At 63.0% G+C, this 19850-nt stretch carries 21 protein-coding genes; 14 read left to right on the top strand and 7 right to left on the bottom strand.

Annotation, left to right across the window (positions count from 1 at the left end):
* Positions 1-2: 2 nt before the first annotated feature.
* Positions 3-1007 (bottom strand): patatin-like phospholipase family protein, encoded by a 1005-nt coding sequence (locus QRN54_RS11720; protein WP_285182050.1) that lies wholly within the window; start codon positions 1005-1007, stop codon positions 3-5.
* A gap of 130 nt (positions 1008-1137) precedes the next feature.
* Between QRN54_RS11720 and QRN54_RS11715 the strand changes: the two genes are divergently transcribed.
* Positions 1138-1728 carry a TetR/AcrR family transcriptional regulator gene (locus tag QRN54_RS11715; protein ID WP_030535226.1) on the top strand — a complete coding sequence of 197 codons (591 nt, stop codon included), beginning with the start codon at positions 1138-1140 and terminating at the stop codon, positions 1726-1728.
* Here QRN54_RS11715 and QRN54_RS11710 read toward each other — a convergent pair.
* Positions 1664-2788, bottom strand: coding sequence for an alpha/beta hydrolase (locus QRN54_RS11710; RefSeq protein WP_256519831.1), 1125 nt, complete (start codon positions 2786-2788; stop codon positions 1664-1666). The two genes, QRN54_RS11715 and QRN54_RS11710, sit on opposite strands and share 65 nt — an antisense overlap.
* A gap of 19 nt (positions 2789-2807) precedes the next feature.
* On the opposite strand from QRN54_RS11710, the gene QRN54_RS11705 reads away from it, so the two are divergent.
* The 3 genes from QRN54_RS11705 to QRN54_RS11695 are packed head-to-tail and all read left to right on the top strand — an operon-like array spanning position 2808 to position 4830.
* Positions 2808-3572 carry an MBL fold metallo-hydrolase gene (locus tag QRN54_RS11705; protein ID WP_003940355.1) on the top strand — a complete coding sequence of 255 codons (765 nt, stop codon included), beginning with the start codon at positions 2808-2810 and terminating at the stop codon, positions 3570-3572.
* Positions 3569-4228 carry an alpha/beta hydrolase family protein gene (locus tag QRN54_RS11700; RefSeq protein ID WP_054187712.1) on the top strand — a complete coding sequence of 220 codons (660 nt, stop codon included), beginning with the start codon at positions 3569-3571 and terminating at the stop codon, positions 4226-4228. The genes QRN54_RS11705 and QRN54_RS11700 overlap by 4 nt, the downstream gene beginning before the upstream one ends.
* A 50-nt stretch (positions 4229-4278) precedes the next feature.
* Complete coding sequence (locus QRN54_RS11695) at positions 4279-4830, top strand: SRPBCC family protein (protein WP_003940599.1); 552 nt, start codon at positions 4279-4281, stop codon at positions 4828-4830.
* Positions 4831-4834: 4 nt separating this feature from the next.
* Here the strand turns inward: QRN54_RS11695 and QRN54_RS11690 are convergent, their stop codons facing one another.
* Positions 4835-5905 carry a LacI family DNA-binding transcriptional regulator gene (locus tag QRN54_RS11690; RefSeq protein WP_285182049.1) on the bottom strand — a complete coding sequence of 357 codons (1071 nt, stop codon included), beginning with the start codon at positions 5903-5905 and terminating at the stop codon, positions 4835-4837.
* Positions 5906-6064: 159 nt separating this feature from the next.
* Between QRN54_RS11690 and QRN54_RS11685 the strand changes: the two genes are divergently transcribed.
* Both QRN54_RS11685 and QRN54_RS11680 read left to right on the top strand, forming a co-directional pair.
* The gene (locus QRN54_RS11685; protein WP_003939770.1) at positions 6065-7237 is read left to right on the top strand and encodes an acyl-CoA dehydrogenase family protein; all 1173 of its coding nucleotides are present in this window, start codon (positions 6065-6067) and stop codon (positions 7235-7237) included.
* Complete coding sequence (locus QRN54_RS11680; protein WP_003939934.1) at positions 7234-8382, top strand: CaiB/BaiF CoA transferase family protein; 1149 nt, start codon at positions 7234-7236, stop codon at positions 8380-8382. The genes QRN54_RS11685 and QRN54_RS11680 overlap by 4 nt, the downstream gene beginning before the upstream one ends.
* A gap of 54 nt (positions 8383-8436) precedes the next feature.
* Here the strand turns inward: QRN54_RS11680 and QRN54_RS11675 are convergent, their stop codons facing one another.
* Positions 8437-9438 carry an NADP-dependent oxidoreductase gene (locus QRN54_RS11675; protein WP_003939765.1) on the bottom strand — a complete coding sequence of 334 codons (1002 nt, stop codon included), beginning with the start codon at positions 9436-9438 and terminating at the stop codon, positions 8437-8439.
* Between the two features lie 111 nt (positions 9439-9549).
* Between QRN54_RS11675 and QRN54_RS11670 the strand changes: the two genes are divergently transcribed.
* Both QRN54_RS11670 and QRN54_RS11665 read left to right on the top strand, forming a co-directional pair.
* Positions 9550-10473 (top strand): alpha/beta fold hydrolase, encoded by a 924-nt coding sequence (locus QRN54_RS11670; RefSeq protein ID WP_058037741.1) that lies wholly within the window; start codon positions 9550-9552, stop codon positions 10471-10473.
* Positions 10470-10901, top strand: a complete 432-nt coding sequence (locus tag QRN54_RS11665) for a nuclear transport factor 2 family protein (RefSeq protein ID WP_003940510.1) — start codon at positions 10470-10472, stop codon at positions 10899-10901. Before QRN54_RS11670 ends, QRN54_RS11665 begins: the two co-directional genes overlap by 4 nt.
* Positions 10902-10919: 18 nt before the next feature.
* Here the strand turns inward: QRN54_RS11665 and QRN54_RS11660 are convergent, their stop codons facing one another.
* Positions 10920-11693 carry an SDR family oxidoreductase gene (locus tag QRN54_RS11660; protein ID WP_221741861.1) on the bottom strand — a complete coding sequence of 258 codons (774 nt, stop codon included), beginning with the start codon at positions 11691-11693 and terminating at the stop codon, positions 10920-10922.
* A 209-nt stretch (positions 11694-11902) separates the two neighbouring features.
* Between QRN54_RS11660 and QRN54_RS11655 the strand changes: the two genes are divergently transcribed.
* A complete protein-coding gene (locus QRN54_RS11655; protein WP_218695847.1) occupies positions 11903-12829 on the top strand; it encodes a hypothetical protein in 927 nt (308 codons plus the stop codon).
* Here QRN54_RS11655 and QRN54_RS11650 read toward each other — a convergent pair.
* Complete coding sequence (locus QRN54_RS11650) at positions 12817-13428, bottom strand: phosphoribosylanthranilate isomerase (RefSeq protein WP_058037744.1); 612 nt, start codon at positions 13426-13428, stop codon at positions 12817-12819. The two genes, QRN54_RS11655 and QRN54_RS11650, sit on opposite strands and share 13 nt — an antisense overlap.
* 69 nt (positions 13429-13497) lie before the next feature.
* Between QRN54_RS11650 and QRN54_RS11645 the strand changes: the two genes are divergently transcribed.
* The 5 genes from QRN54_RS11645 to QRN54_RS11625 all read left to right on the top strand — a co-directional run bounded on the left by QRN54_RS11645 (position 13498) and on the right by QRN54_RS11625 (position 18837).
* Positions 13498-14799 (top strand): alpha/beta hydrolase, encoded by a 1302-nt coding sequence (locus QRN54_RS11645; protein ID WP_030535234.1) that lies wholly within the window; start codon positions 13498-13500, stop codon positions 14797-14799.
* 91 nt (positions 14800-14890) lie between these two features.
* A complete protein-coding gene (locus QRN54_RS11640) occupies positions 14891-16120 on the top strand; it encodes an acyl-CoA dehydrogenase family protein (protein WP_007733810.1) in 1230 nt (409 codons plus the stop codon).
* A gap of 126 nt (positions 16121-16246) precedes the next feature.
* Positions 16247-16843 carry a CatB-related O-acetyltransferase gene (locus QRN54_RS11635; RefSeq protein ID WP_124567832.1) on the top strand — a complete coding sequence of 199 codons (597 nt, stop codon included), beginning with the start codon at positions 16247-16249 and terminating at the stop codon, positions 16841-16843.
* Between the two features lie 247 nt (positions 16844-17090).
* The gene (locus tag QRN54_RS11630; protein ID WP_285182048.1) at positions 17091-17444 is read left to right on the top strand and encodes a VOC family protein; all 354 of its coding nucleotides are present in this window, start codon (positions 17091-17093) and stop codon (positions 17442-17444) included.
* 73 nt (positions 17445-17517) lie between these two features.
* Positions 17518-18837 (top strand): M18 family aminopeptidase, encoded by a 1320-nt coding sequence (locus QRN54_RS11625; RefSeq protein WP_063315841.1) that lies wholly within the window; start codon positions 17518-17520, stop codon positions 18835-18837.
* A 25-nt stretch (positions 18838-18862) separates the two neighbouring features.
* On the opposite strand, the gene QRN54_RS11620 is transcribed toward QRN54_RS11625, so the two are convergent.
* Positions 18863-19840 carry a Dyp-type peroxidase gene (locus QRN54_RS11620; protein WP_064073430.1) on the bottom strand — a complete coding sequence of 326 codons (978 nt, stop codon included), beginning with the start codon at positions 19838-19840 and terminating at the stop codon, positions 18863-18865.
* Positions 19841-19850: the final 10 nt, after the last annotated feature.

Raw genomic sequence — 19850 nt, 5'->3', positions numbered from 1 at the left:
TTTCACTGGTGGGACGGGGTGGAGTGGAACGGGCGCGCATCGAGTTCGCGTTTCACGCTCGCACGTGTTGTACGTAGGGATGATTCGAAGGTGGCGAGCCGCCGTCGGCCGTCCATGAAGTTGGCGCCCATGACGGCGAGATCGTCGTCGGTGGCGTCTATGCGCAAGACCCTGGTTCCCGCAGCGCGCACCAGTTCGATTTCCCGGTCGAGGCCCTTGGACATGGAGTTCCGCAGGGCGCCGCGTTCGATACGGGCGGCGCCGCGCGCCGGCTTCAGTGTTCGAGATGCCATGGGCGCCAGTACAACCAGCTCGTCGAGTTCGAGGGGGAGCAGGAGGTCTACCGATGCCGTGGACGCCGCGCCGCCGTCGATGTACCTGACGCCGTCGATGGTGACAGGTGGGAACCAGCCGGGAATCGCCCAAGACGCTCGAAGCGCTTCACCGACTGTCGCTTTCGGAGCCCCCTGTGCCCCGAACGCGACCCGTCGCCCGGTTCTGTAGTCCATGGATACCATGTACGCGCACGGATGTGGGAGCCACGAATCGCCAGGGGCAAGAGATTCGGCGAGCGTGGTGAGCCAGGACGGGTCGCCGCCACCACGCGGTGCGATACCGCTCATCCGGCTCAGAACGGGAAGATCTCGACGCGTCACCAGTCGTGGATTGCCGATCCCCAAACTCGGAAGTGGCGGGATTCTTCCGGGCGCCGATGCTGTGTGGGCGAGGAGTTCGGGACGTGCGGCGGGCTCTCCGAGTTGCATGGCTACCAACTCGTCGACGCCGACTCCGCTGCCGAGCATTGTCACGAACTCGGCTCCGGCGGACGTGCCGATGATGGCGGTGGCTTCGCGGGGATCCCAGTCGAGGGCGTCCCGAACCGAGGCGAGGGCAGCAACGGTCCAGGCGAAGCCGAGGGTGCCGCCGCATCCGATTGCCAATCCCCGTCTAGGCGCGCTGTGTCGTCCGGACCCGGGCGCGGTGGTGCCGCTCACTTCTGAAGTCATATTTCGGAGACTATCAGTATCTGAATAACGTGGGTACCCCAAATTTGGGTTTCGGGAGTGCGCCTGCGGTGCGCTTCCGGTATTCGGCTACCGTTGGAATCTCGATACTCAGAACCGCGAGGAGGTTCCGATGGCGCGATTGACCAGGCAGGAAGCGCAGGCGATGACCCGCGAGACCTTGTTGGCGACGGCCGTCGAACATTTCCTCGATCGCGGGTACGCCGCCGCGTCGCTCGATCAGATCGCCGAGGATGCCGGTTATTCCAAAGGTGCGGTGTACTCGAACTTCAAGAACAAGGACGAGTTGTGCGCCGAGGTGCTCGGCCGAATCAGGTTGACCAAGGTCGGCGAGATCACCTCACAGCTCGGAGCCAATTCGACGCTCGACGACGCGGTGGCCGAGTTCGCGCGATGGGCCGAGCGAACCATCGGGGACAAGAGATGGACGTTGCTCGAAGTCGAGTTCTCGGTGCGATCGCGGCACAGCGAAGAGATCCGCGAAAAGATCGCGACGGGTGCCGATCAGGTGCGCGGATTGATTGCCGGAGTGGTGCAACATCTTGCCGAGTCCAACGGCGTGACGCCGGCACTGGACCCGAACGCCGCGGCACTGCGCATACTCAGCGTCGGAATCGGTTTGGGGCTACAGCGTGCGATCAGCCCTGAGCTGCCGGTTGATCCGCTGGTGGATACGTTGCGGGAGATTTTGCTGGGTGGGTGAGTAGAACGCGGAGCATTCCGCCGATCTCGGCGACGGCGGTGCGCGAACCCACGCTCGGTCCCAGAACGTTGACGAAGCCGTGGATGAACCCGCGATAGCGTCGATCGGTCACGTGAACACCGTTGTCGCGCAATCGAGCTGCGTAGGCTTCGCCTTCGTCCCGGAGTGGATCGAATCCCGCCGTGATCACGATGGCCGGCGGCAGTCCGGTCGCGTCGGGGGCGCGTAGCGGCGACACCATCGGATCGAGTCGATCGGCATTGCTGCCGAGGAAGCTGGACTCGTAGAAGTTCATGTTGGCCTCGGTCAGGAAGAAACCTTCACCGAACGTCGTTCGCGAGGGGGCCTTCTCGTGAAAGTCGGTCGCGGGGTAGATCAACAGCTGCGCCGCCGGTGGGGTCTTGCCGTCGTCGCGGGCACGCAGCGCGACCGTTGCGGAAAGATGCCCGCCCGCGCTGTCGCCCCCGACAGCGATGCGCGTCGGGTCTGCGCAGAACTCGTCGGCGCGGTCGACGATATCGAGGTAGGCGGCGTAGGCATCGTGTACCGGTGTGGGGAAAGCGAATTCGGGTGAGAGCCGGTAGTCGACCGAGATGACCCGTGCGCCGGAGGTTTCGGCCAACAGGCGGCACGGGGCATCGTGGGATTCGATGCTGCCCTGTACCCACCCGCCGCCGTGGAAGTAGACGAGCAGAGCGCCGGTGTCGGCTGTCGGGACGTAGAGCCGGGCGCGAAGCGGGCCGTCGGCACCCGAAACGGAGATCTCCTCGGTGTGGACGGGCGTGGGCCTGCCGCCCATCATGATCGCGGTTCGGGTGAGATTGGCGCGAGCAGCGGCGAGTGACTGGGGATCGGCTGAATGCGAGGGGAGTGGCCGCGTCCTCGCGAGCGTGAGCAGAAGGTGTGCGTCGGCGTCGAGCGTGTTGCCCTCGATGACGACGGGTGGTCCGGTGATTCGACGTTTCACCGCGCTGGGCAGTGCGAATGCGGCTGCCACCAAGGATGCTTCGGCGCGATCTCGAATGCTGCGGCTGCTGGCCTGCTTCACGGATTCCGACACGTGGCGCAGACTACCAAGCATGACTACTGCGGCACTGTCGATCACGCAGATCGAGAACACACATCTGGTTCGGTGCGGTCACGCCAATTGGGTCCTGGTCGAAGAGGGGTCCGATCTGACCTTGATCGACGGCGGATATCCGGCCAACGGCACCGACGTCGAACGCTCGATCGAACAGATCGGTCACCAGCTCGGGGATGTTCGGGCAATTCTCGTCACTCACGCGCACATCGATCACATCGGTGGGATCGCGGACATCGTGACTCGGCTCGAAGTTCCGGTCCTGATGGATCCGTTGGAAGTGCCTCATGCGAAGAGGGAGTATCTGCAACAGTTGTCGCCGGCCGGAGTTCCGTTGCTGTTGTGGCGGCGAGGTGCTCCGAAATGGCTTCGCGACGTGATCGGAGTCGGCGCGTTGAAAGGTGCGGAACTGCCTCGGGCACAGTCCTTTGCGTCCGGTGGTGCGCTGGACGTTCCCGGTCGGATCGTGCCGATTCCCACTCATGGGCATACCGACGGCCACAGCGCTTACCTTGTTCCCGACGCAGGAGTGATCGCGTCGGGTGACGCTCTGGTGACCGGACACGCGACGTCGAGCGTCGCCGGACCACAGTTTCTGGTGTGCCCCTTCAATCATGACCGTGAAGCGACCGACCAGGCGTTGGACAATATCGCCGCTGCACCTGCCGGCGTGCTGTTTCCCGGACACGGTCCGGTTTACGAGGGCAGCATGACTGCCGCGGTCGAACAGGCCCGAGCGGGCCGGACAAGGATGCGTCCATGACTACTGTCGAAACGGTCGACGAAGGTGCGGTGCACGGTTTCCTTCATCGACCTGCATCTGTGTCCTTCGCGTCGCCCGTCGCCACGCTTGCACTGACTCACGGCGCGGGAAGTAACTGCGACACCGTGCTGTTGCGTGCTGTTGCCGACGGCTTTGCTGCGGCAGGAGTGCAAGTTCTGCGCTTCGATCTCGCGTTTCGGGTGCGTCGAGCTTCGGGGCCTCCGCATCCGTCGCGTGCTGCAGAGGATCGCGCGGGCATTGCCGAGGTGATTGCTGCTGTTCGCAAGGACTACTCGGTGCCCGGACCCGTTCTGCTCGGCGGACATTCGTACGGCGGTCGGCAGGCGTCGATGCTTGCGGTGGAGAACCCGGGACTTGCCGACGGCCTGGTCCTACTCTCCTATCCACTGCATCCACCGAAGAAGCCCGAGAAGCTCAGAACCGAACACCTGCCCGACCTGAACACACCGACCGTTGTCGTCCACGGATCGAAGGACGAGTTCGCGACAACGGAGGAGATGCGGGCAGCACTCGCCTTGATTCCCGCCGCGACGCGTCTGGTGGAGTTCGAAGGAGCTCGACACGACTTGTCCGTGGTGAAATTTCCGGTGGTGGAGGAGACAATCGCGGCCGCATCGGCGGTGTTTGCGTTCTGAACGCCGAGCGGGCGGTTGCCCGTGTCGGTGGTTCCTGGTGAGATCGAACCATGAGTGCCCAGCCGTATCAGCCCAGTGCCCTGTCCGACGTCACGGTGAGCGTCGACGGTGACGACACAGTCGTCAGCTTTCCTCGGGTGCTGCCGTATTCCGTCGAGAAGGTGTGGGAGGCGATCACCGACCCGGAGATGTTGGCGCAATGGACGCCGTACACCGCCGATCGGAATCTGAGCCGTACCGGTGATGCGGTGATCACCATGCTCACCGAGGACGGCGCCCCCGAAATGTCGCTGCCGGTCACCGTTCACGTCGTGGAGACCACTCGGCGGCTCGAACACGAGTGGGGCCCGGACGAATTGGTGTGGGACCTGACCCCGATCGAAGGCGGTACCCGCGTCGTGCTGACGCAGAGGTCGCGCGCCGAGGGGATGGCGTCGGCGCTCGCTGCGGGGTGGCATCTGTGCTTCGACGTACTCGATGCCCTTCTGGCAGGCGAGCCCTTCGGGCCGATCGTGGGTGAACGGGCGCGCGAGTACGGCTGGGACGCACTCAACTCCGGTTACGCGCGACAGTTGGGCATCGACGAATCTCAGGTCTGGTAGCTGCTCAGAGTTTGTGACTGGCAGGCTTTCTGGTGGAGGCTCGCGCGATCAGTTCGACGGGAAGTTTCACGGATTCGACGTTCTTGCCGGAGATCAGTGCGAGTAGGTGCTCGAGCCCGGTCGCACCGATCTTTCGAGCGGGGGACCTGACCGTCGTCAGGGGCACCGGGAGTTGGGAGACAACCGGAATGTCGTTGTAGCCGACCAACGCAAGATTGTCGGGAATGCTCAACCCGAGATCACGGGCCACACCGAGTACGCCGATCGCGATGGTGTCGCTCACCGTGAAAACGGCGTCAGGGCGCGTGTTCCCGCTGAGCAGTGTGGCCGCCGCATCGACGCCCCCTTGAACTTCGAACTCGGACGCCACTATTCGGTTCGGCGGCAGTTCCAGACCGGCTTCGGTCAGGGCGTCGCGGAAACCCGCGACGCGTTCCCGCGACGTGCTGGCGTGATCCGGCCCCGCGATCACTCCGAGATCGCGATAGCCGCAGTCCAGTAGATGCCTCCCCGCGAGGTAGCCGCCGAGGCGGTCGTCGCCGCTGACAAAGGGAAGGCTTCGGTTGACGGATGACGTCGCCGAGTCGATGTGCCGGTTCAGCAGCAGGATCGGCAGTGAGCGCAGGGGGAGCGAGTCGACGAAATCGGTACCCGGCAGGTGGATGCTGCTCAGCATGAGACCGTCGACCTGTCGGCTCACCAGGAACTCGACCGCTTTGCGTTGCGCTTCCAGATCGTCGGGCGGGCTGGAGAGCAAGACGGAGTACCCGGCTGCGGTGGCGGCTTCCTCGATGCCTTGGAACATGGTGGCCACTACAACGTCTGTCAGTCTCGGCATCACGACGCCGATAGTGGTGGTCTTGCGGGTACGCAGGCTGGCCGCCCACAGGTTCGGTTGGTAACCGAGTTCCTCGGCAACCTGACGAACTCGGAGTGCGGAGTCGGACCAACCGTCGGCGGGCTCGGGCTGACGGAGGACCCGCGACGCCGTCGAGATGTGGACCCCGGCCTGGTCGGCGATTTCGCGCAGCGTCGGCGGACGGCCGTTGCTGCGGTTCGACGGATCGGGCGTCATCTGCGTCGTGGCTCCTGGTCTGCGTCGGTTCTGAGTTGGTTCGGTGTCGGTCGGCAGTTCGGGGATTGACGGGTGCGCAACCGGGCTCTACTCTAGGCGATGCAAACGATTGCGCAATCGTTCTCGCAAAGGATTGCGCCCGAGAACACTGGAGGCCCCGTGACCACGCCGCAGTCCCTGTCCGAGCTTTTTGCCATCGACACCCTGCTGGACGCCGAGGAGATCGCGATCCGCGACACGGTCCGCAAGATGGTCGACGATCGCATTCGCCCGCACGTAGGTGAATGGTTCGAAGCGGCAGCACTGCCGGCTCGTGAGCTGGCAAAGGAACTGGGCGCGCTCGGCGTACTGGGCATGCACCTCGAGGGCTACGGCTGTGCCGGGATGAGCGCCACGGCGTACGGGTTGGCCTGCCAGGAACTCGAAGCTGTCGATTCGGGCATTCGCAGCCTCGTCTCGGTCCAGGGCTCGCTCGCCATGTTCGCGATCCACCACAACGGAAGTGAAGAGCAGAAGGAAGAATGGCTCCCGCGAATGGCGGCGGGTGAAGCCATCGGCTGCTTCGGTCTCACGGAACCCGATTTCGGATCCAACCCCGGCGGTATGCGAACCAACGCCAAGCGCGACGGCGACGACTGGATCCTCAACGGCACCAAGATGTGGATCACCAACGGCTCCATCGCGGACGTCGCCGTGGTCTGGGCTCGAACCGACGACGGCGTGCGCGGATTTGTCGTTCCCACCGACACTCCGGGATTCTCCGCCCCCGAGATCAAGAACAAGATGTCGCTCCGGGCGTCGGTCACCTCGGAACTGGTGCTCGAGGACGTGCGTCTGCCTGCCTCGGCGATGCTGCCCAAGGCTCGCGGACTGTCCGGCCCGCTCGGCTGCCTCAACGAGGCACGCTTCGGCATCATCTTCGGGGCAATGGGTGCAGCACGTGACTGCCTCGAGACTGCGATCTCATATGCACGTGATCGCAAGGTCTTCGACAAGTCGCTCGCCGCGTATCAGATCACCCAGGCCAAGATCGCCGACATGGCAGTCGAATTGGGCAAGGGGCAGTTGCTCGCCATCCACCTCGGGCGCCTCAAGGACGCCGGGACGGTTCGCCCCGAGCAGGTCAGCACCGGCAAGCTCAACAATGTCCGCGAGGCCATCAAGATCGCCCGTGAATGCCGAACCATTCTGGGCGCCAACGGCATCACGCTCGAGTACCCCGTGATCCGGCACGCCAACAACCTCGAATCCGTTCTCACCTACGAGGGCACGTCCGAGGTTCACCAGCTCGTGATCGGCCGCGCTCTCACCGGTGAAGAAGCTTTCCGGTGACGGCAGACGCTGTCGGAGCGCTCGACGGGTTGGTGATCGCTGATTTCGGCCGCGTCCTCGCCGGTCCGTACGCCACGATGATTCTCGCCGACCTGGGTGCCGAGGTCGTCAAGATCGAGCGGCCGGGTGTCGGGGACGACACTCGCAGCTGGGGCCCACCGTGGGTGGGGGACGAGTCGAGCTACTTTCTGTCGGTGAACCGTAACAAGAAGTCGGTCACTCTGGACCTGCGCGAGCGCGAGGATCTGGAGAGTGCACGCGAGCTGGTTCGCAATGCGGACGTCGTGGTGCAGAACTTCCTGCCGGGAACGATGGACCGTCTGGGGCTGGGCTACGACGCTGTCCGAGAAATGAATCCGCGTGCGGTCTACTGCTCGATCAGCGGCTTCGGTGGCAACAACTCTCTGCCGGGATACGACCTGTTGATTCAGGCGGTCGGCGGATTGATGAGTATCACCGGACCCGATCCCAAGACTCCCACCAAGGTCGGTGTCGCGGTGGTCGACGTCATCACCGGCCTGCATGCCAGCGTGGGAATCCTTGCAGCGCTGCGCCATCGCGATCGCACAGGCGAAGGGCAGCACGTCGAGGTCAATCTGTTGTCCTCGTTGCTGTCCGCACTGGCCAACCAGTCGTCCGGCTACGTGGCCGCGGGCGTGGTGCCGCAGGCAATGGGCAACCGGCATCCGAGCATCGCACCATACGAGGTATTCGACACCGCGGACCGTCCGCTGGTCCTCGCGGTCGGCAATGATCGGCAATTCAGTTCGTTGACAGAGGTTCTCGGAGTTTCCGAACTTGCCGCTGATGCGCGTTTCGCGTCCAACAGCGACAGGGTTGCGCATCGAGAAGAACTGTTCGACGCCGTCACTGCTGCATTGGCCAAGGGCTCTGCGGACTCGTGGTTCGAGGCACTGACCGAGCGAGGTGTTCCGTGTGGGCCTCTCAACGACATCGCCGACGCGATAGCGCTGGCGGAACGGCTGAATCTCGATCCGGTGGTGTCCATCGACGACCCGCGTCGCGATGCACCGACTCGGCAGGTAGCCAATCCGATTCGGATGAGCGGCACGCCGGCAACCTATCGGTCGGCCCCGCCGCGGTTGGGGGAGGACAGCGTTCCCACTCCGTCCGGAGTCAGTTGACCCAAGCGAATCGGCCACCGGAATACCGGTGGCCGATCTGCGTGTGTGGCCGACTCAGCTGACCTTCAAGACCAGCTTTCCGGTGTTCGCTCCGGCGAAGAGAAGATTGAGGCTGTCGCCGAACGCGTCGATACCGCCGTCGACGACGTGCTCGCGAGCAGTCAATTCGCCACTCTTGATCCACTTTCCGATCTGCTCTTGTGCTTCTGCGTAGCGATCGAGGTAGTCGAAGACCACGAAGCCGGCCATCGTGGCGCGGTTGACGAGAAGTGACAGGTAGTGAGCAGGGCCTGGCTGAGGTTCGGTGGCGTTGTAGCCCGCGATGGCGCCGCAGATGACCACCCGAGCTCCGAGGCGCAGACGGGAGAGAGCGGCGTCGAGAATTTCTCCGCCGACGTTGTCGAAGTACACGTCGATACCGTCGGGAGCGTTGGACTTGAGCGCCTTGTATACGGATTCGTTCTTGTAGTCGATGGCGACATCGAAGCCGAGGTCCTCGGTGAGCCACGCGCACTTCTCCGGACCGCCGGCGATGCCGATGACCTTGCATCCGTGAAGCTTTGCGATCTGGCCGACCAGACTGCCGACCGCACCCGCGGCACCGGACACGACGACGGTGTCACCGTCTTTCAGCTTTCCGACGTCGAGTAATCCGAAATACGCAGTGACGCCGGGGAAACCGAGAGCGCCGAGCCAGGTCGGTAGGGGAGCGATCGATTCGTCGACCCGAGTGACGTCTGTACCGTCGGAAACGCCGTACTCGGAAGCGCCGAAGGATCCGGCCACGATGTCCCCGACCTGGTAATCGGGGTGCTGTGATTCGGTGATGCGTCCGACGCCGTGGGCGCGCATGACGGAACCGAGCTTGACCGGCGGAACGTACGACTTGACGTCGTTGAGCCAACCGCGCATCGCGGGGTCGAGGGAGAGGTATTCGACCTTGACGACAAACTCGCCCGGTCCGGCGGACGGGATCTCGGCATCGACGTATTCCCAGGTGGAAGCGTCGGGAAGTCCTGTCGGGCGGGCGGCGAGGCGTACTTGGCGGTTGGTCATCTCTCCCCTTCGGCGAAACGAATTGAACTTGAGGCCGGATTCAATATAGGTGATGGATCACGAACTGGGAAGAGTTGGATGAACCGATTGACGACTATGTATGTTCGATCGATGAGCAATGTGGTCGAAGACGCGCCTGGTTGGTTCACTCGGGCGTTGGCAGCGCCGGTCGAGACGGGGTCGGTGGAGGTCGAGGGTGCCTCGGTGCACTTTCGGGCTTGGGGGCCGGCGGGGCCGGGAATCGTGCTGATTCACGGCGGCGCAGCCCACAGTCGCTGGTGGGATCACATTGCGCCGCAGTTCGCCGAGGGGCGCCGCGTCGTCGCTCTCGACTTGACGGGCCACGGCGACAGTGACACTCGCGACGCCTACGCGATGTCCCAGTGGGCTCGCGAGGTGCTGGCGGCGGCCGAGGCCGGGGGAATCGACGGCAAGCCGATTCTGGTGGGGCACAGTATGGGTGGGATTGTTTCTTTCGTGGCCTCGCATCTGCATGGCGAACTGTTGGACGGGGTTGTCATCATCGATTCTCCGCTCAAGGCGCGTACGCCCGAAGAGGAGGCGGCTCGACGCCAGAATGCGTTCGGCCCCAAGAAGGTTTATCCCACCAGGGAAGACGCGATGGGCCGTTTCCGCTTCGTTCCGCCGCAGGATTCGGGTCTGCCTGCGGTGCGTGACCATGTGGCGGCCACGTCGATGGAGGAAGTCGAGGGCGGTTGGTCGTGGAAGTTCGATCCGAATTTCTTTCTCCGAGTAGGCGCCGAAGATGTCCTCGACAGCGAACCACGTTGCCGCGTAGCCTATTTCCGAGCCGAGAACGGCATCGTGTCCGATCGACTCATGGAGCACATGCGCGGATTGTTCGGAACGGAGGCCATCGTGGCGGAGATTCCCGAAGCCGGACATCACGTCATGATCGATCAGCCGTTGCAACTCGTGACCGGGGTGCGAACTGTGTTGAGTGCGTGGTCCGTCGCAAGTCAAGTGCCGGTAGATCAAGCGGCAGGTAACGTCGAGGGAAGGGTAGAAGCATGAGCACGGAATTGACGCTCGAACCGAAAGTCGAAGCTGCACTGAAGTTGTGGCACACCATGATCGAAACCGGCGATCTGTCGGCGCTACCGACGATCGTCGCGCCCGACGCGCAGTTCCGATCGCCCACGGGATTCAAGCCGTACCAGTCCGCGGATGCCGTTGTGCTCATTCTCAATACGGTGATCCAGGTGTTCGAGAACTTCGAGTACCACCGTCAGTTCGCCGGAGCCAACGGTCGACAGGTCGTGCTCGAATTCAGTGCGAACATCGGCGACAAGAGTCTCAAGGGAATCGACATGGTCGAATTCGACGAGGACGGCAAGATCGTCGATTTCGAGGTCATGGTGCGTCCGGCCAGCGGGCTCGCGGCTTTGGCTGCCGAAATGGGTAAGAGGCTCGGGCAGACGCTACCGACCTACAAAGCCTGAACTGAGTCCGGCCAAGGCTCAGTTCGTACTGAATCCGCCGTTGGAGTGAAGGAGTTGTCCCGTAATCCAGCCTCCGGCGTCGGACATCAGAAACCGAACGAGGTTTGCAGTGTCGCCGGGAGTACCCAGCCGGCCGGCAGGAGTCTGGAGGGTTGTGGCCTGTCTGATCTCGGGTGTCATCCATCCTGTGTCGATAGGTCCTGGGTTGACGACGTTGGCTCGTATGCCGCGTGATCCAAGTTCGACTGCGGCGGCGATGACGATGCGGTCGAGAGCGCCCTTGCTGGCCCCGTACGGAAGATTGTGGGCCGCATGGTCGCTGGTGAGTGCGATGATCCGCCCGGCCACCTGACTGACGTCGCGCTGTTCCGGAAGCCGTTCAGCGAACGCTTTGATCAGCAGCCAGGAGGCGCGAGTGTTGACGGCGAAATGTCGTTCCCAGCTCTCGACGGTGGTATCGAGGATCGAGCTGTCGACGCTTTCGCAATGTGAGAGCACCAGCCCACGGAGGTCGTTCCGCGCTGCGGCAGCGTCAACGAGCTGATCGGCCACGTCGGGCGAGGCCAGATCTCCAGGAACGAGGTCGACACGGCTTCCGAGTGCGCGACACTTCTCGGCAATGTCTTGCGGATCGTGCGCTCCGCGCCCGAACCCGACGCGTTCGTCGTAAGGCTCCCAGTAGCCGATAGCCAGATCCCAACCATCCTCGGCAAGGCCCAATGCGAGGCTCGCTCCGATCGACTTGCTCCGACCGACACCGGTGATCAATACGGTCCCGCGCTTGTCAGACACTGCTCGCCTCCAGAGATGTCCTGCAATTCAAATGGGGTGAGGTCACTTCAGATGGAAGCATCACTGTAGCGGGCGAGCTGTCGCCTGTATCGAGCGAGCTGTCGCTGTGCCTCGACCTGACCAGTGTCTTGACACGGCGCTGGTCACAGCGTTTGACTGAGATGCAAGCTCGAGTTGATTCGCCGGACTGTGTCCCGGGAGGTTGACCTATGCGCGGCAATGGAATTGCAGGCAAGGCTTTCTCAGGCGAGGGCTGTAGACGTGGACAAGAATCTCACCGAGCACGGTCTCATCGCGGGACCGTCTCGGTTCTGGCTTTGGTTGGGGTGTGCGTACTTTCGTTTGCCACCACTCAGATGGCCGGCGCGCAACCGGTTGCAGAGAATGTCGATACCGGGTTCGTGATCCCTTTTGCCGGGGCACCGGTCTACGAGAGCGTCGCGCCCACGCAGATGACTACTCCGGATCAACTCAACCAGCCACTCGGTCAGCAGACTGCGGAAGAGATTGCCGCGCAGATCGGACTCGAGCCAGCCGACGCTTTGACCGAGGAGCAGTATCGCGACCTCATGGCCGGTGGTGGGGTCGGTGGCAATCTCGAGGATGCCGAGGTGATCGACGAATGCGCCCGGATTCTCACCAATACGAACGGGCGGCCCCTCTATTCCGGCACTACGCCGTCGGTTCTGGCCAGTTACGGGTTGTACGTGAATCCCGACGGATTGCTGGAGAGTCCGGCCAACGCGGATGCGCCGACGCGACAGGTGAATACGCTGATCGCCCCTGCCGGTTTCGTGGGCACCTGGTTGCGCAACAACGGTGCAACGCACACTCTGATTGCGCTCTATCAGTCGGCATACACGGTGCAGGCAGTCTACGGATTTGCAGCGCAACAGATTTCGGGAGCAGCGCAGCTGGTGGCCAACACCAAAGGCGATGTGAATTCGGAAGTCGGCATGTCGATGGCACCGCCGCTCTGGATAGTGAACTTCGCACTGCTCTACATCTTGAAGCCGTCACTGGCGGCGGCCATGCCTGCGCACTGGGCTCCCATTCCGCCTGCCGTTGCCGACGCCGTGAAAGCGAGTCCCACCGGTCAAGTCGCTTTCAGTGACTACGCGTCCTATTTCGAGTGATCGGTCTGGCGGACAGCGCTCACGAACTTCTCGATCAACGCGTGGTCCTTGACGCCGCGGGAGGATTCGACGCCGCTGGAGACGTCGACGCCCCAGGCTCCGGTGGCATCGAGTGCGTCGCGAACGTTGTCCGGGGACAGTCCGCCCGCCAGGATCCACTTGCCTTGCGGGCGCGATTGCTGTTGGGCCCAGTTCCACGGCACCCCTGATCCGGCGTCTGCGCCGTCGATCAGGAGTTCGTCCTCGCCGAGGTCGAGATTGTAACCGTCGCGGACGTTGCTGGAGACGACCGCGCGGATGACGGTGAGGCCGGCATCGTGCAGCCGCTGCACTTGCTCGGCGTCGACAAGATCGTGAACCTGTACGGTGCGAAGCCCGGTGATCTTCGCGATCTCGAGGATCTGTCCGATCGGGTTGCCGAGAAAGACTCCGATTGCACGGATGTGATCGGGAACTCGCGCGAGCAGAGCGACTGCGAGTGTGGGGTCGACTTTGCGGACGCTCTCGGCGAAGACGAAACCGATGGCGTCGACGCCCAGGCCCACCGTGAGGTCGACCGTGTCAACGTCGCGTAGGCCACAGACCTTGATGAATGTCACCTGATACAGAGTACTAGCGTCGTCGTCTAGCCTCGTGCGTGCGACATTTCTACGCGCGAGAGGTTTGACGTGGACTGGCTCTACCGAATCAGTTTGATCTCGGGACCGCTGCCGGTGATCCTGACTGTCCTTGGGGTCCTGGGTGGCGTGTGGCTGCTCGGTTCGAACGTGCGCTGGTACTACCGCAGAGCGGTGCCGATCGCGGGGCTGATTGCGCTGGTGATCATGATCGCCGTGTGGATCACCGTCGAAAAGGTGATCGTGCCGTTCCCCGATCCCATCGAGATGTCGATCTACGTGTGGATCGGTCTCGGTATCTACGCGCTGCTACTTCTCGGGCCGCGAATCAAGGCGGGCGGAACCGTCGCGAAAGCGCTCCTGTCCGTGATCGCGACGGTTCTGGTCGTCATCACTGCCGCGACGCAGATCAATCTGGTTTTCGCCGCGTATCCGACTGTGGGAATTGCGTTCGGACACGACGATTTCGACCGCATCTCACTCAGTGAAGTTCCCGGTCCGACCGATCCTGTTGTCACCGGCGATCCCACCGACACTGTGTGGAAAGCGCCGGAGGGCATGCCGATTCGCGGACGGGTCACGACTTTGCCTGTCCCCGGGACGATTTCAGGATTCTCCGCGCGCGACGCGCAGGTGTATCTGCCGCCGTCGTACTTCACCAATCCGCGTCCGCTTCTTCCCGTGCTCGTGCTCATGGCAGGTCAGCCTGGCAAGCCCGAGGACTGGCTCCAGGGCGGAAAGCTGACCGCGACAATGGATGCCTTTGCACGAGATCACGAGGGGTTGGCTCCAGTCGTCGTGATAGCCGATGGAACAGGGTCGCAGATGGCCAATCCGCTGTGCACCGACTCGTCACAGGGCAAGGTCGGCACGTATCTGGCAAAGGACTTGCCCGCTGCGGTGGCGAATGCGTTCCAGATCGACACGAATCCGCGAGCGTGGGCAATCGGCGGGCTCTCCTACGGTGGCACCTGCTCACTGCAGATGGCGACCAATTACCCCGAGGTGTACCCGACATTCCTCGATCTGTCCGGTCAATTGGAGCCTTCGCTCGGTGACCGACAGCGAACCGTCGACGAGATATTCGGCGGCGACGAAGCGGCGTTCGTGAAGGTGAATCCGATGGACCTGCTGGCGACTCGGAAGTTCCCGAACTCGGGCGGAGTGTTCGTCGTCGGAACAGATGACAATGAGTTCAAGCCCGGTCAGCAAAAGGTGTACGAAGCGGCCAAAGCGGCCGGAATGGACGCCAGGTATCTCGAGCTTCCCGGTGGTCACAGCTTTTCGGTGTGGTCGGCCGGCGTCGAGCAGGAGCTGACGTGGATCTCGCAGCGAATGGGACTGATCAGCTGAATCCTGTTCCGGTTTTGGAACGTGTTCTATATTCGGTGTGTGGCTGTCGTTCGGCAGTCTCTCGATCGTTCACCGACTGGAGTTCAGGCACATGTACGAGTGGTCCGACACCGACCTGATGTTCCGCGACGCCTTGCGGGGCTTTATCGACAAAGAGGTGCGACCTCACGTCGACGAGCTCGAAAGCGGTGCGCTGCCGCCGTTCGACATCATTCGCAAGCTGTACTCGACCTTCGGTCTGGCGGACATGGCACGCGAGGGCCTCGAGAAGTCGCTGGCACGCGAGCGCGGCGATGCGCCCTCCGGTGACGGTGAGAAGTCGAGCGCCTTCAGCGGCGCCGGCAGCATGGGCGTCGTGCTCAACAGCGAATTGGCCGGAGTCAGCCTCGGCCTGGTCGCATCGTTGGGTGTCAGCCTCGGATTGGCCGCCGGAACTATCCGCAGCCGCGGCACACTCGCGCAGAAGGAACGCTGGCTCCCCGGCCTGGTGACATTCGAGACCGTCGGCGCCTGGGCGATCACCGAACCGGACTCCGGCTCGGATGCCTTCGGCGGCATGAAGTCCTACGTACGCCGCGACGGCGACGACTACATTCTCAACGGCAACAAGACCTTCATCACCAACGGTCCGTACGCCGACGTGATGATCGTGTACGCAAAGCTCGACGAGGGCGATGCGTCGGTTGATCGTCGCGATCGCAAGGTGCTCGCCTTCATCCTCGACAAGGGCATGGAGGGTCTCACCCAGAGCCCGCCGTTCAAGAAGATGGGCATGAACTCCTCACCCACAGGTGAGCTGTTCTTCGACAACGTCCGCATCACCAAGGACCGTCTGCTCGGCGAGACCGAGGACAGCGGAAAGTCGGACGGCAAATCCAGCGCCAAGGAGAGCTTCGCCGCCGAACGCATCGGGATCGCGTCCCTGTCTCTCGGCATCATCAACGAATGCCACCGTCTGAGTATCGAATACGCGAAGTCCCGCAAACTGTGGGGACGCGAGATCGGGCAGTTCCAGCTCATCCAGCTCAAGCTCGCCGAGATGGAGGTCGCTCGAATCAACGTGCAGAACATGGTCTTCAATGCGATCGAGCGCACCGCAGCCGGAGACAAAGTGAGCCTGGCGGAGGCGTCGGCGATGAAGCTGTACTCCTCGCGCGCAGCGACCGAGGTCGCGATGGAAGCCGTGCAGCTGTTCGGTGGAAACGGCTACATGGCCGAGTACCGAGTCGAGCAGTTGGCGCGTGATGCCAAGTCGCTCATGATCTATGCGGGCAGCAACGAAATTCAGGTCACCCATATCGCCAAGGGTCTCCTGGGCTGACACCGGTACGTTTTCGCTTGTCGGTCGATCGCAGCAGGAACCAGATAGTCTTGCTGCGGTCGGCGACACCGCGCCGACGGATCGGAGTAAGCAGTGAACGCGCCGGATCCCACAAATGTTCATCCGATGGCCGGGCAACCGCGAGTGGTGTTGCTGAAGCCGTTGATCGACAACCCGTTGATCGAGGTAGGGGAGTACACCTACTACGACGATCCGGAGTTCGCCGAAGAGTTCGAGACTCGAAACGTGTTGCATCACTACGGTCCCGACAAACTGGTGATTGGCAAGTTCTGCGCCCTGGCCACCGGTGTCACCTTCATCATGAACGGCGCGAACCATCGTATGAACGGTGTCTCCACCTACCCGTTTCCGATCATGGGCGGTGATTGGGCCAGGCACATGGATTTGGTGCAGGATCTGCCGTCACGCGGTGACACCGTCGTCGGGAACGACGTGTGGTTCGGCGGGAACGTGACAGTCATGCCCGGTGTCCGGATCGGTCACGGGGCGATCGTGTCCACTGGCGCCGTCGTAACGCGCGACGTCCCGGACTACGCAATTGTCGGCGGCAACCCGGCAACGGAGATCAAGCGCCGCTTCAGTGCCGAAGACATCGAGAAGTTGGTGCGAATTGCGTGGTGGGACTGGCCGATCGAGAAGATCACCCGCCACGTCCGGGTGATCTCGGACGGGAGTGTCGCGGAACTCGAAGCGGTCGAGTGATCTCCGCGCCCGCTAGTTCGTTCGTGTGAGCGAGTAGTTCCGGACATAAAGCAGGGCGGCCGCGAGAAGGCCGACGGCAAGACCTGTTGCGGTGAAGGTGATCAGGTTCGGCTCGAGGTCGAAGTGGATAACGGCGAAGAGTGGTTCTGCAACACGGTCGCGCAGCGTTGTGAGTCGTACTCGACGATCGTCTCATCTCAGCCCGAGATCGAGAGTCTTTGTCGGTGGCTTCCATTAGCGTGTGCGCATGACTCTCACACTCGGCATGATCACCTTCGACAGTCTCGATCCCGGTCCGCTCGCAACGTGGTGGGCAGCGCAGTTGGGCGGAAACATCGTCGAGGAAAACGACGGTTGGTTCTACATCGTCTCGGTCCCTGACAGCGCCACCAACTTCGCATTCCAGAAGGTCCCGGACCCCACCGCCGGCAAGAATCGCATCCATCTCGATTTGGGGAGTCCGGATCTCGACGCCGAGGTGGCGCGGCTCGTCGAGGCCGGAGCTACCGAGCACCACCGCGAGAACATGGACGGTTTCCGCTGGGTGACGTTCCTCGATCCTGATGGGAATCAGTTCTGCGTATCCGGTCCTCACGCCTGAGCTAACCGATTCTGTGCCCACCTGATTCGTGGCCACTGATATCCCGGACACCTGTTCGGGCATGATGAGAGGCATGACTTCTCAGACTTCTCGGACGGCTCGGGCCGGGGCGGCTTCTCCGACCGGGGCCGACGCAGACGGCTTGTGCAGCTTCGTCGATTCGTCACCGTCGCCGTTCCATGTGTGCGCGACGGTGGCGACCGAGCTGACGGCCGGCGGGTTCGTCGAAGTCCACGAAACGCAGTCGTGGCCAGCCGAGCCCGGACGGTACTTCCTCATGCGAGGCGGTTCGCTGATCGCCTGGAGCACCGAGGGCGTGGGAAGTACCGCTCCGTTCCGGATTGTCGGAGGTCATACCGACAGCCCCAACCTGCGGGTCAAACAGCATCCCGACCTCACTTCGGCCGGGTGGCAGATGGTGGGCCTCGAACCGTATGGCGGTGCGTGGCTGAACTCCTGGCTCGACCGCGATCTCGGTATCTCCGGACGATTGAGTGTCCGGGTGGGAAACACTGTGGAGCAGAAGCTGGTTCGCATCGACGACCCGATTCTTCGTGTTCCGCAGCTGGCTATCCACCTGTCCGAAGATCGCAAGGGTGTGACGCTGGATCCGCAGAGGCACGTCAACGGAATCTGGGGCGTGGGTTCGAAGCCCAAGTCGTTCATCGGCTTTGTCGCCGAGCGTGCGGGTGTAGCCGCGTCGTCGGTTCTCGGCTGGGAATTGATGACACACGACCTTGCGCCCAGCGCAGTCGTGGGGGTGGACAAGGAATTGGTCAGCGCCCCCAGGCTCGACAATCAGGGCACGTGTTATGCAGGGACACAAGCACTTTTGGCCGCGGCTGAGTCGCCCGGTCAGCAGGTCCCAGTGCTTGCTCTCTTCGATCATGAAGAGGTCGGCAGCATGTCCGATCGCGGAGCTTTCTCGGACCTGCTGAACACCGTGCTCGAGCGGATCGTGTTGGGACGCGGTGGTGGCCGCGAAGAATTCCTGCAGGCGATGGCCGGCTCGGTATGCGCGTCGGGCGACATGGCACACGCGACGCACCCCAATTACCCGGACCGCCACGAGCCCGCTCATCGGATCGAGATCAACGGTGGGCCGGTACTCAAGGTGAACCAGAACCTGCGCTACGCCACCGATGCGGCCGGTGCCGGCGAATTCGCGCTCGCGTGCGATCAGGCGGGAGTGCCGATGCAGCGCTACGTCCACCGCGCTGATCTGCCGTGCGGCTCCACCATCGGACCGATCACGGCATCACGCACCGGACTGTCCACCGTCGACGTCGGCGCGCCTCAGCTCGCGATGCACTCTGCCCGCGAGCTGATGGGCGCGGCAGATGTCCGCATGTATGCCGACGCGCTCGGTGCGTTCCTCACGCCGCGTAGTTAGAGGGTGGGTAGCTGGGAGCGGGCAGTCAAACGGCTGAGAGCCCAGCGGGTGTAGCCGGTAGATCCTCGAAGAAGTCGGCGCTCGGAGTGAAGAACATCGAGCCCGTCACGGCCGTCGAGAAATCGAGCAGACGGTCGTAATTGCCGCGAGGGTTGCCGAGAAACATGTTCTCGAGCATCCGTTCGGTGATCGCCGGCGTGCGGCAGTAGCCGATGAAAAAGGTGCCGATCTCGTCGTCGCCGAGGCGCCCGTACGGCATGTTGGCACGCAGGATCTCGAGAGCCTTGCCGTTCTCGTCCTTGATTGCGTTGAGGGCTACGTGCGAGTTGGCCGGCTTCACTTCGGACGTCATCTCGATGTCTTCGAGCTTGCTGCGTCCGATCACACGTTCCTGCTCGTCGACGGTGATTGCTTCCCAGTCCCGCATCTTGTGGATGTAGCGCTGGATATGGACGTAGCTTCCTCCGGTGAACGCAGGATCTTCGTCTCCGACAGTCACGGCGGCGACGGCGTCGCGGCCCACCGGATTCTCGGTGCCGTCGACGAAGCCGATGAGGTCGCGGTTCTCGAAGTACTGGAAGCCGTGAACCTCGTCGACCACCGTGGCTGCGCCGTGCAGTCGCTTCGTGATCTGCCGAGCCACCTCGAAACACGCATCCATGCTCATCGCGCGGATGTGGAAGAGCAGATCGCCGGGAGTCGACGGCGCCCAGTGAACGTCGCCCTGCAAAGCGGTGAACGGGTGCAGTAGCGCGGGGCGCGGACCGGCGAACAGTCGATCCCAAACCGACGAACCGATGCTTGTCACCACATCCAAACCTGATCCGGGGACGCGCAGCCCCACGGCGCGCTGTAGGCCGGCGACGTCGGCGAGTAGTTCTCGTGTGGTGTTCTCGCCACCCGGATTCACGGTCGCGACCAGGAAAATCGCAGCCGGAGTGAGGGGAGTGGTCACCGACTGGGACTGTGCCGTGAGGTCGGACTGACGAACATCCTGGGGCATGCGAGACCTT

The organism is Rhodococcus sp. MEB032 (assembly GCF_030208925.1).
Classification (GTDB): Bacteria; Actinomycetota; Actinomycetes; order Mycobacteriales; family Mycobacteriaceae; genus Rhodococcus_F; species Rhodococcus_F qingshengii.
Note: the sequence above shows the minus strand (reverse complement) of the source record. Positions and strands in the feature narration are given on the sequence as shown.

Bases quoted from the DNA above. Each gene is read 5' to 3' on its own strand.
- QRN54_RS11720 (WP_285182050.1), bottom strand. From the start codon at position 1,007: ATGACTTCAGAAGTGAGCGGCACCACCGCGCCCGGGTCCGGACGACAC.
- QRN54_RS11715 (WP_030535226.1), top strand. From the start codon at position 1,138: ATGGCGCGATTGACCAGGCAGGAAGCGCAGGCGATGACCCGCGAGACC.
- QRN54_RS11705 (WP_003940355.1), top strand. From the start codon at position 2,808: ATGACTACTGCGGCACTGTCGATCACGCAGATCGAGAACACACATCTG.
- QRN54_RS11700 (WP_054187712.1), top strand. From the start codon at position 3,569: ATGACTACTGTCGAAACGGTCGACGAAGGTGCGGTGCACGGTTTCCTT.
- QRN54_RS11695 (WP_003940599.1), top strand. From the start codon at position 4,279: ATGAGTGCCCAGCCGTATCAGCCCAGTGCCCTGTCCGACGTCACGGTG.
- QRN54_RS11690 (WP_285182049.1), bottom strand. From the start codon at position 5,905: ATGACGCCCGATCCGTCGAACCGCAGCAACGGCCGTCCGCCGACGCTG.
- QRN54_RS11675 (WP_003939765.1), bottom strand. From the start codon at position 9,438: ATGACCAACCGCCAAGTACGCCTCGCCGCCCGCCCGACAGGACTTCCC.
- QRN54_RS11670 (WP_058037741.1), top strand. From the start codon at position 9,550: ATGAGCAATGTGGTCGAAGACGCGCCTGGTTGGTTCACTCGGGCGTTG.
- QRN54_RS11665 (WP_003940510.1), top strand. From the start codon at position 10,470: ATGAGCACGGAATTGACGCTCGAACCGAAAGTCGAAGCTGCACTGAAG.
- QRN54_RS11655 (WP_218695847.1), top strand. From the start codon at position 11,903: ATGCGCGGCAATGGAATTGCAGGCAAGGCTTTCTCAGGCGAGGGCTGT.
- QRN54_RS11640 (WP_007733810.1), top strand. From the start codon at position 14,891: ATGTACGAGTGGTCCGACACCGACCTGATGTTCCGCGACGCCTTGCGG.
- QRN54_RS11635 (WP_124567832.1), top strand. From the start codon at position 16,247: ATGGCCGGGCAACCGCGAGTGGTGTTGCTGAAGCCGTTGATCGACAAC.
- QRN54_RS11630 (WP_285182048.1), top strand. From the start codon at position 17,091: ATGACTCTCACACTCGGCATGATCACCTTCGACAGTCTCGATCCCGGT.
- QRN54_RS11625 (WP_063315841.1), top strand. From the start codon at position 17,518: ATGACTTCTCAGACTTCTCGGACGGCTCGGGCCGGGGCGGCTTCTCCG.
- QRN54_RS11620 (WP_064073430.1), bottom strand. From the start codon at position 19,840: ATGCCCCAGGATGTTCGTCAGTCCGACCTCACGGCACAGTCCCAGTCG.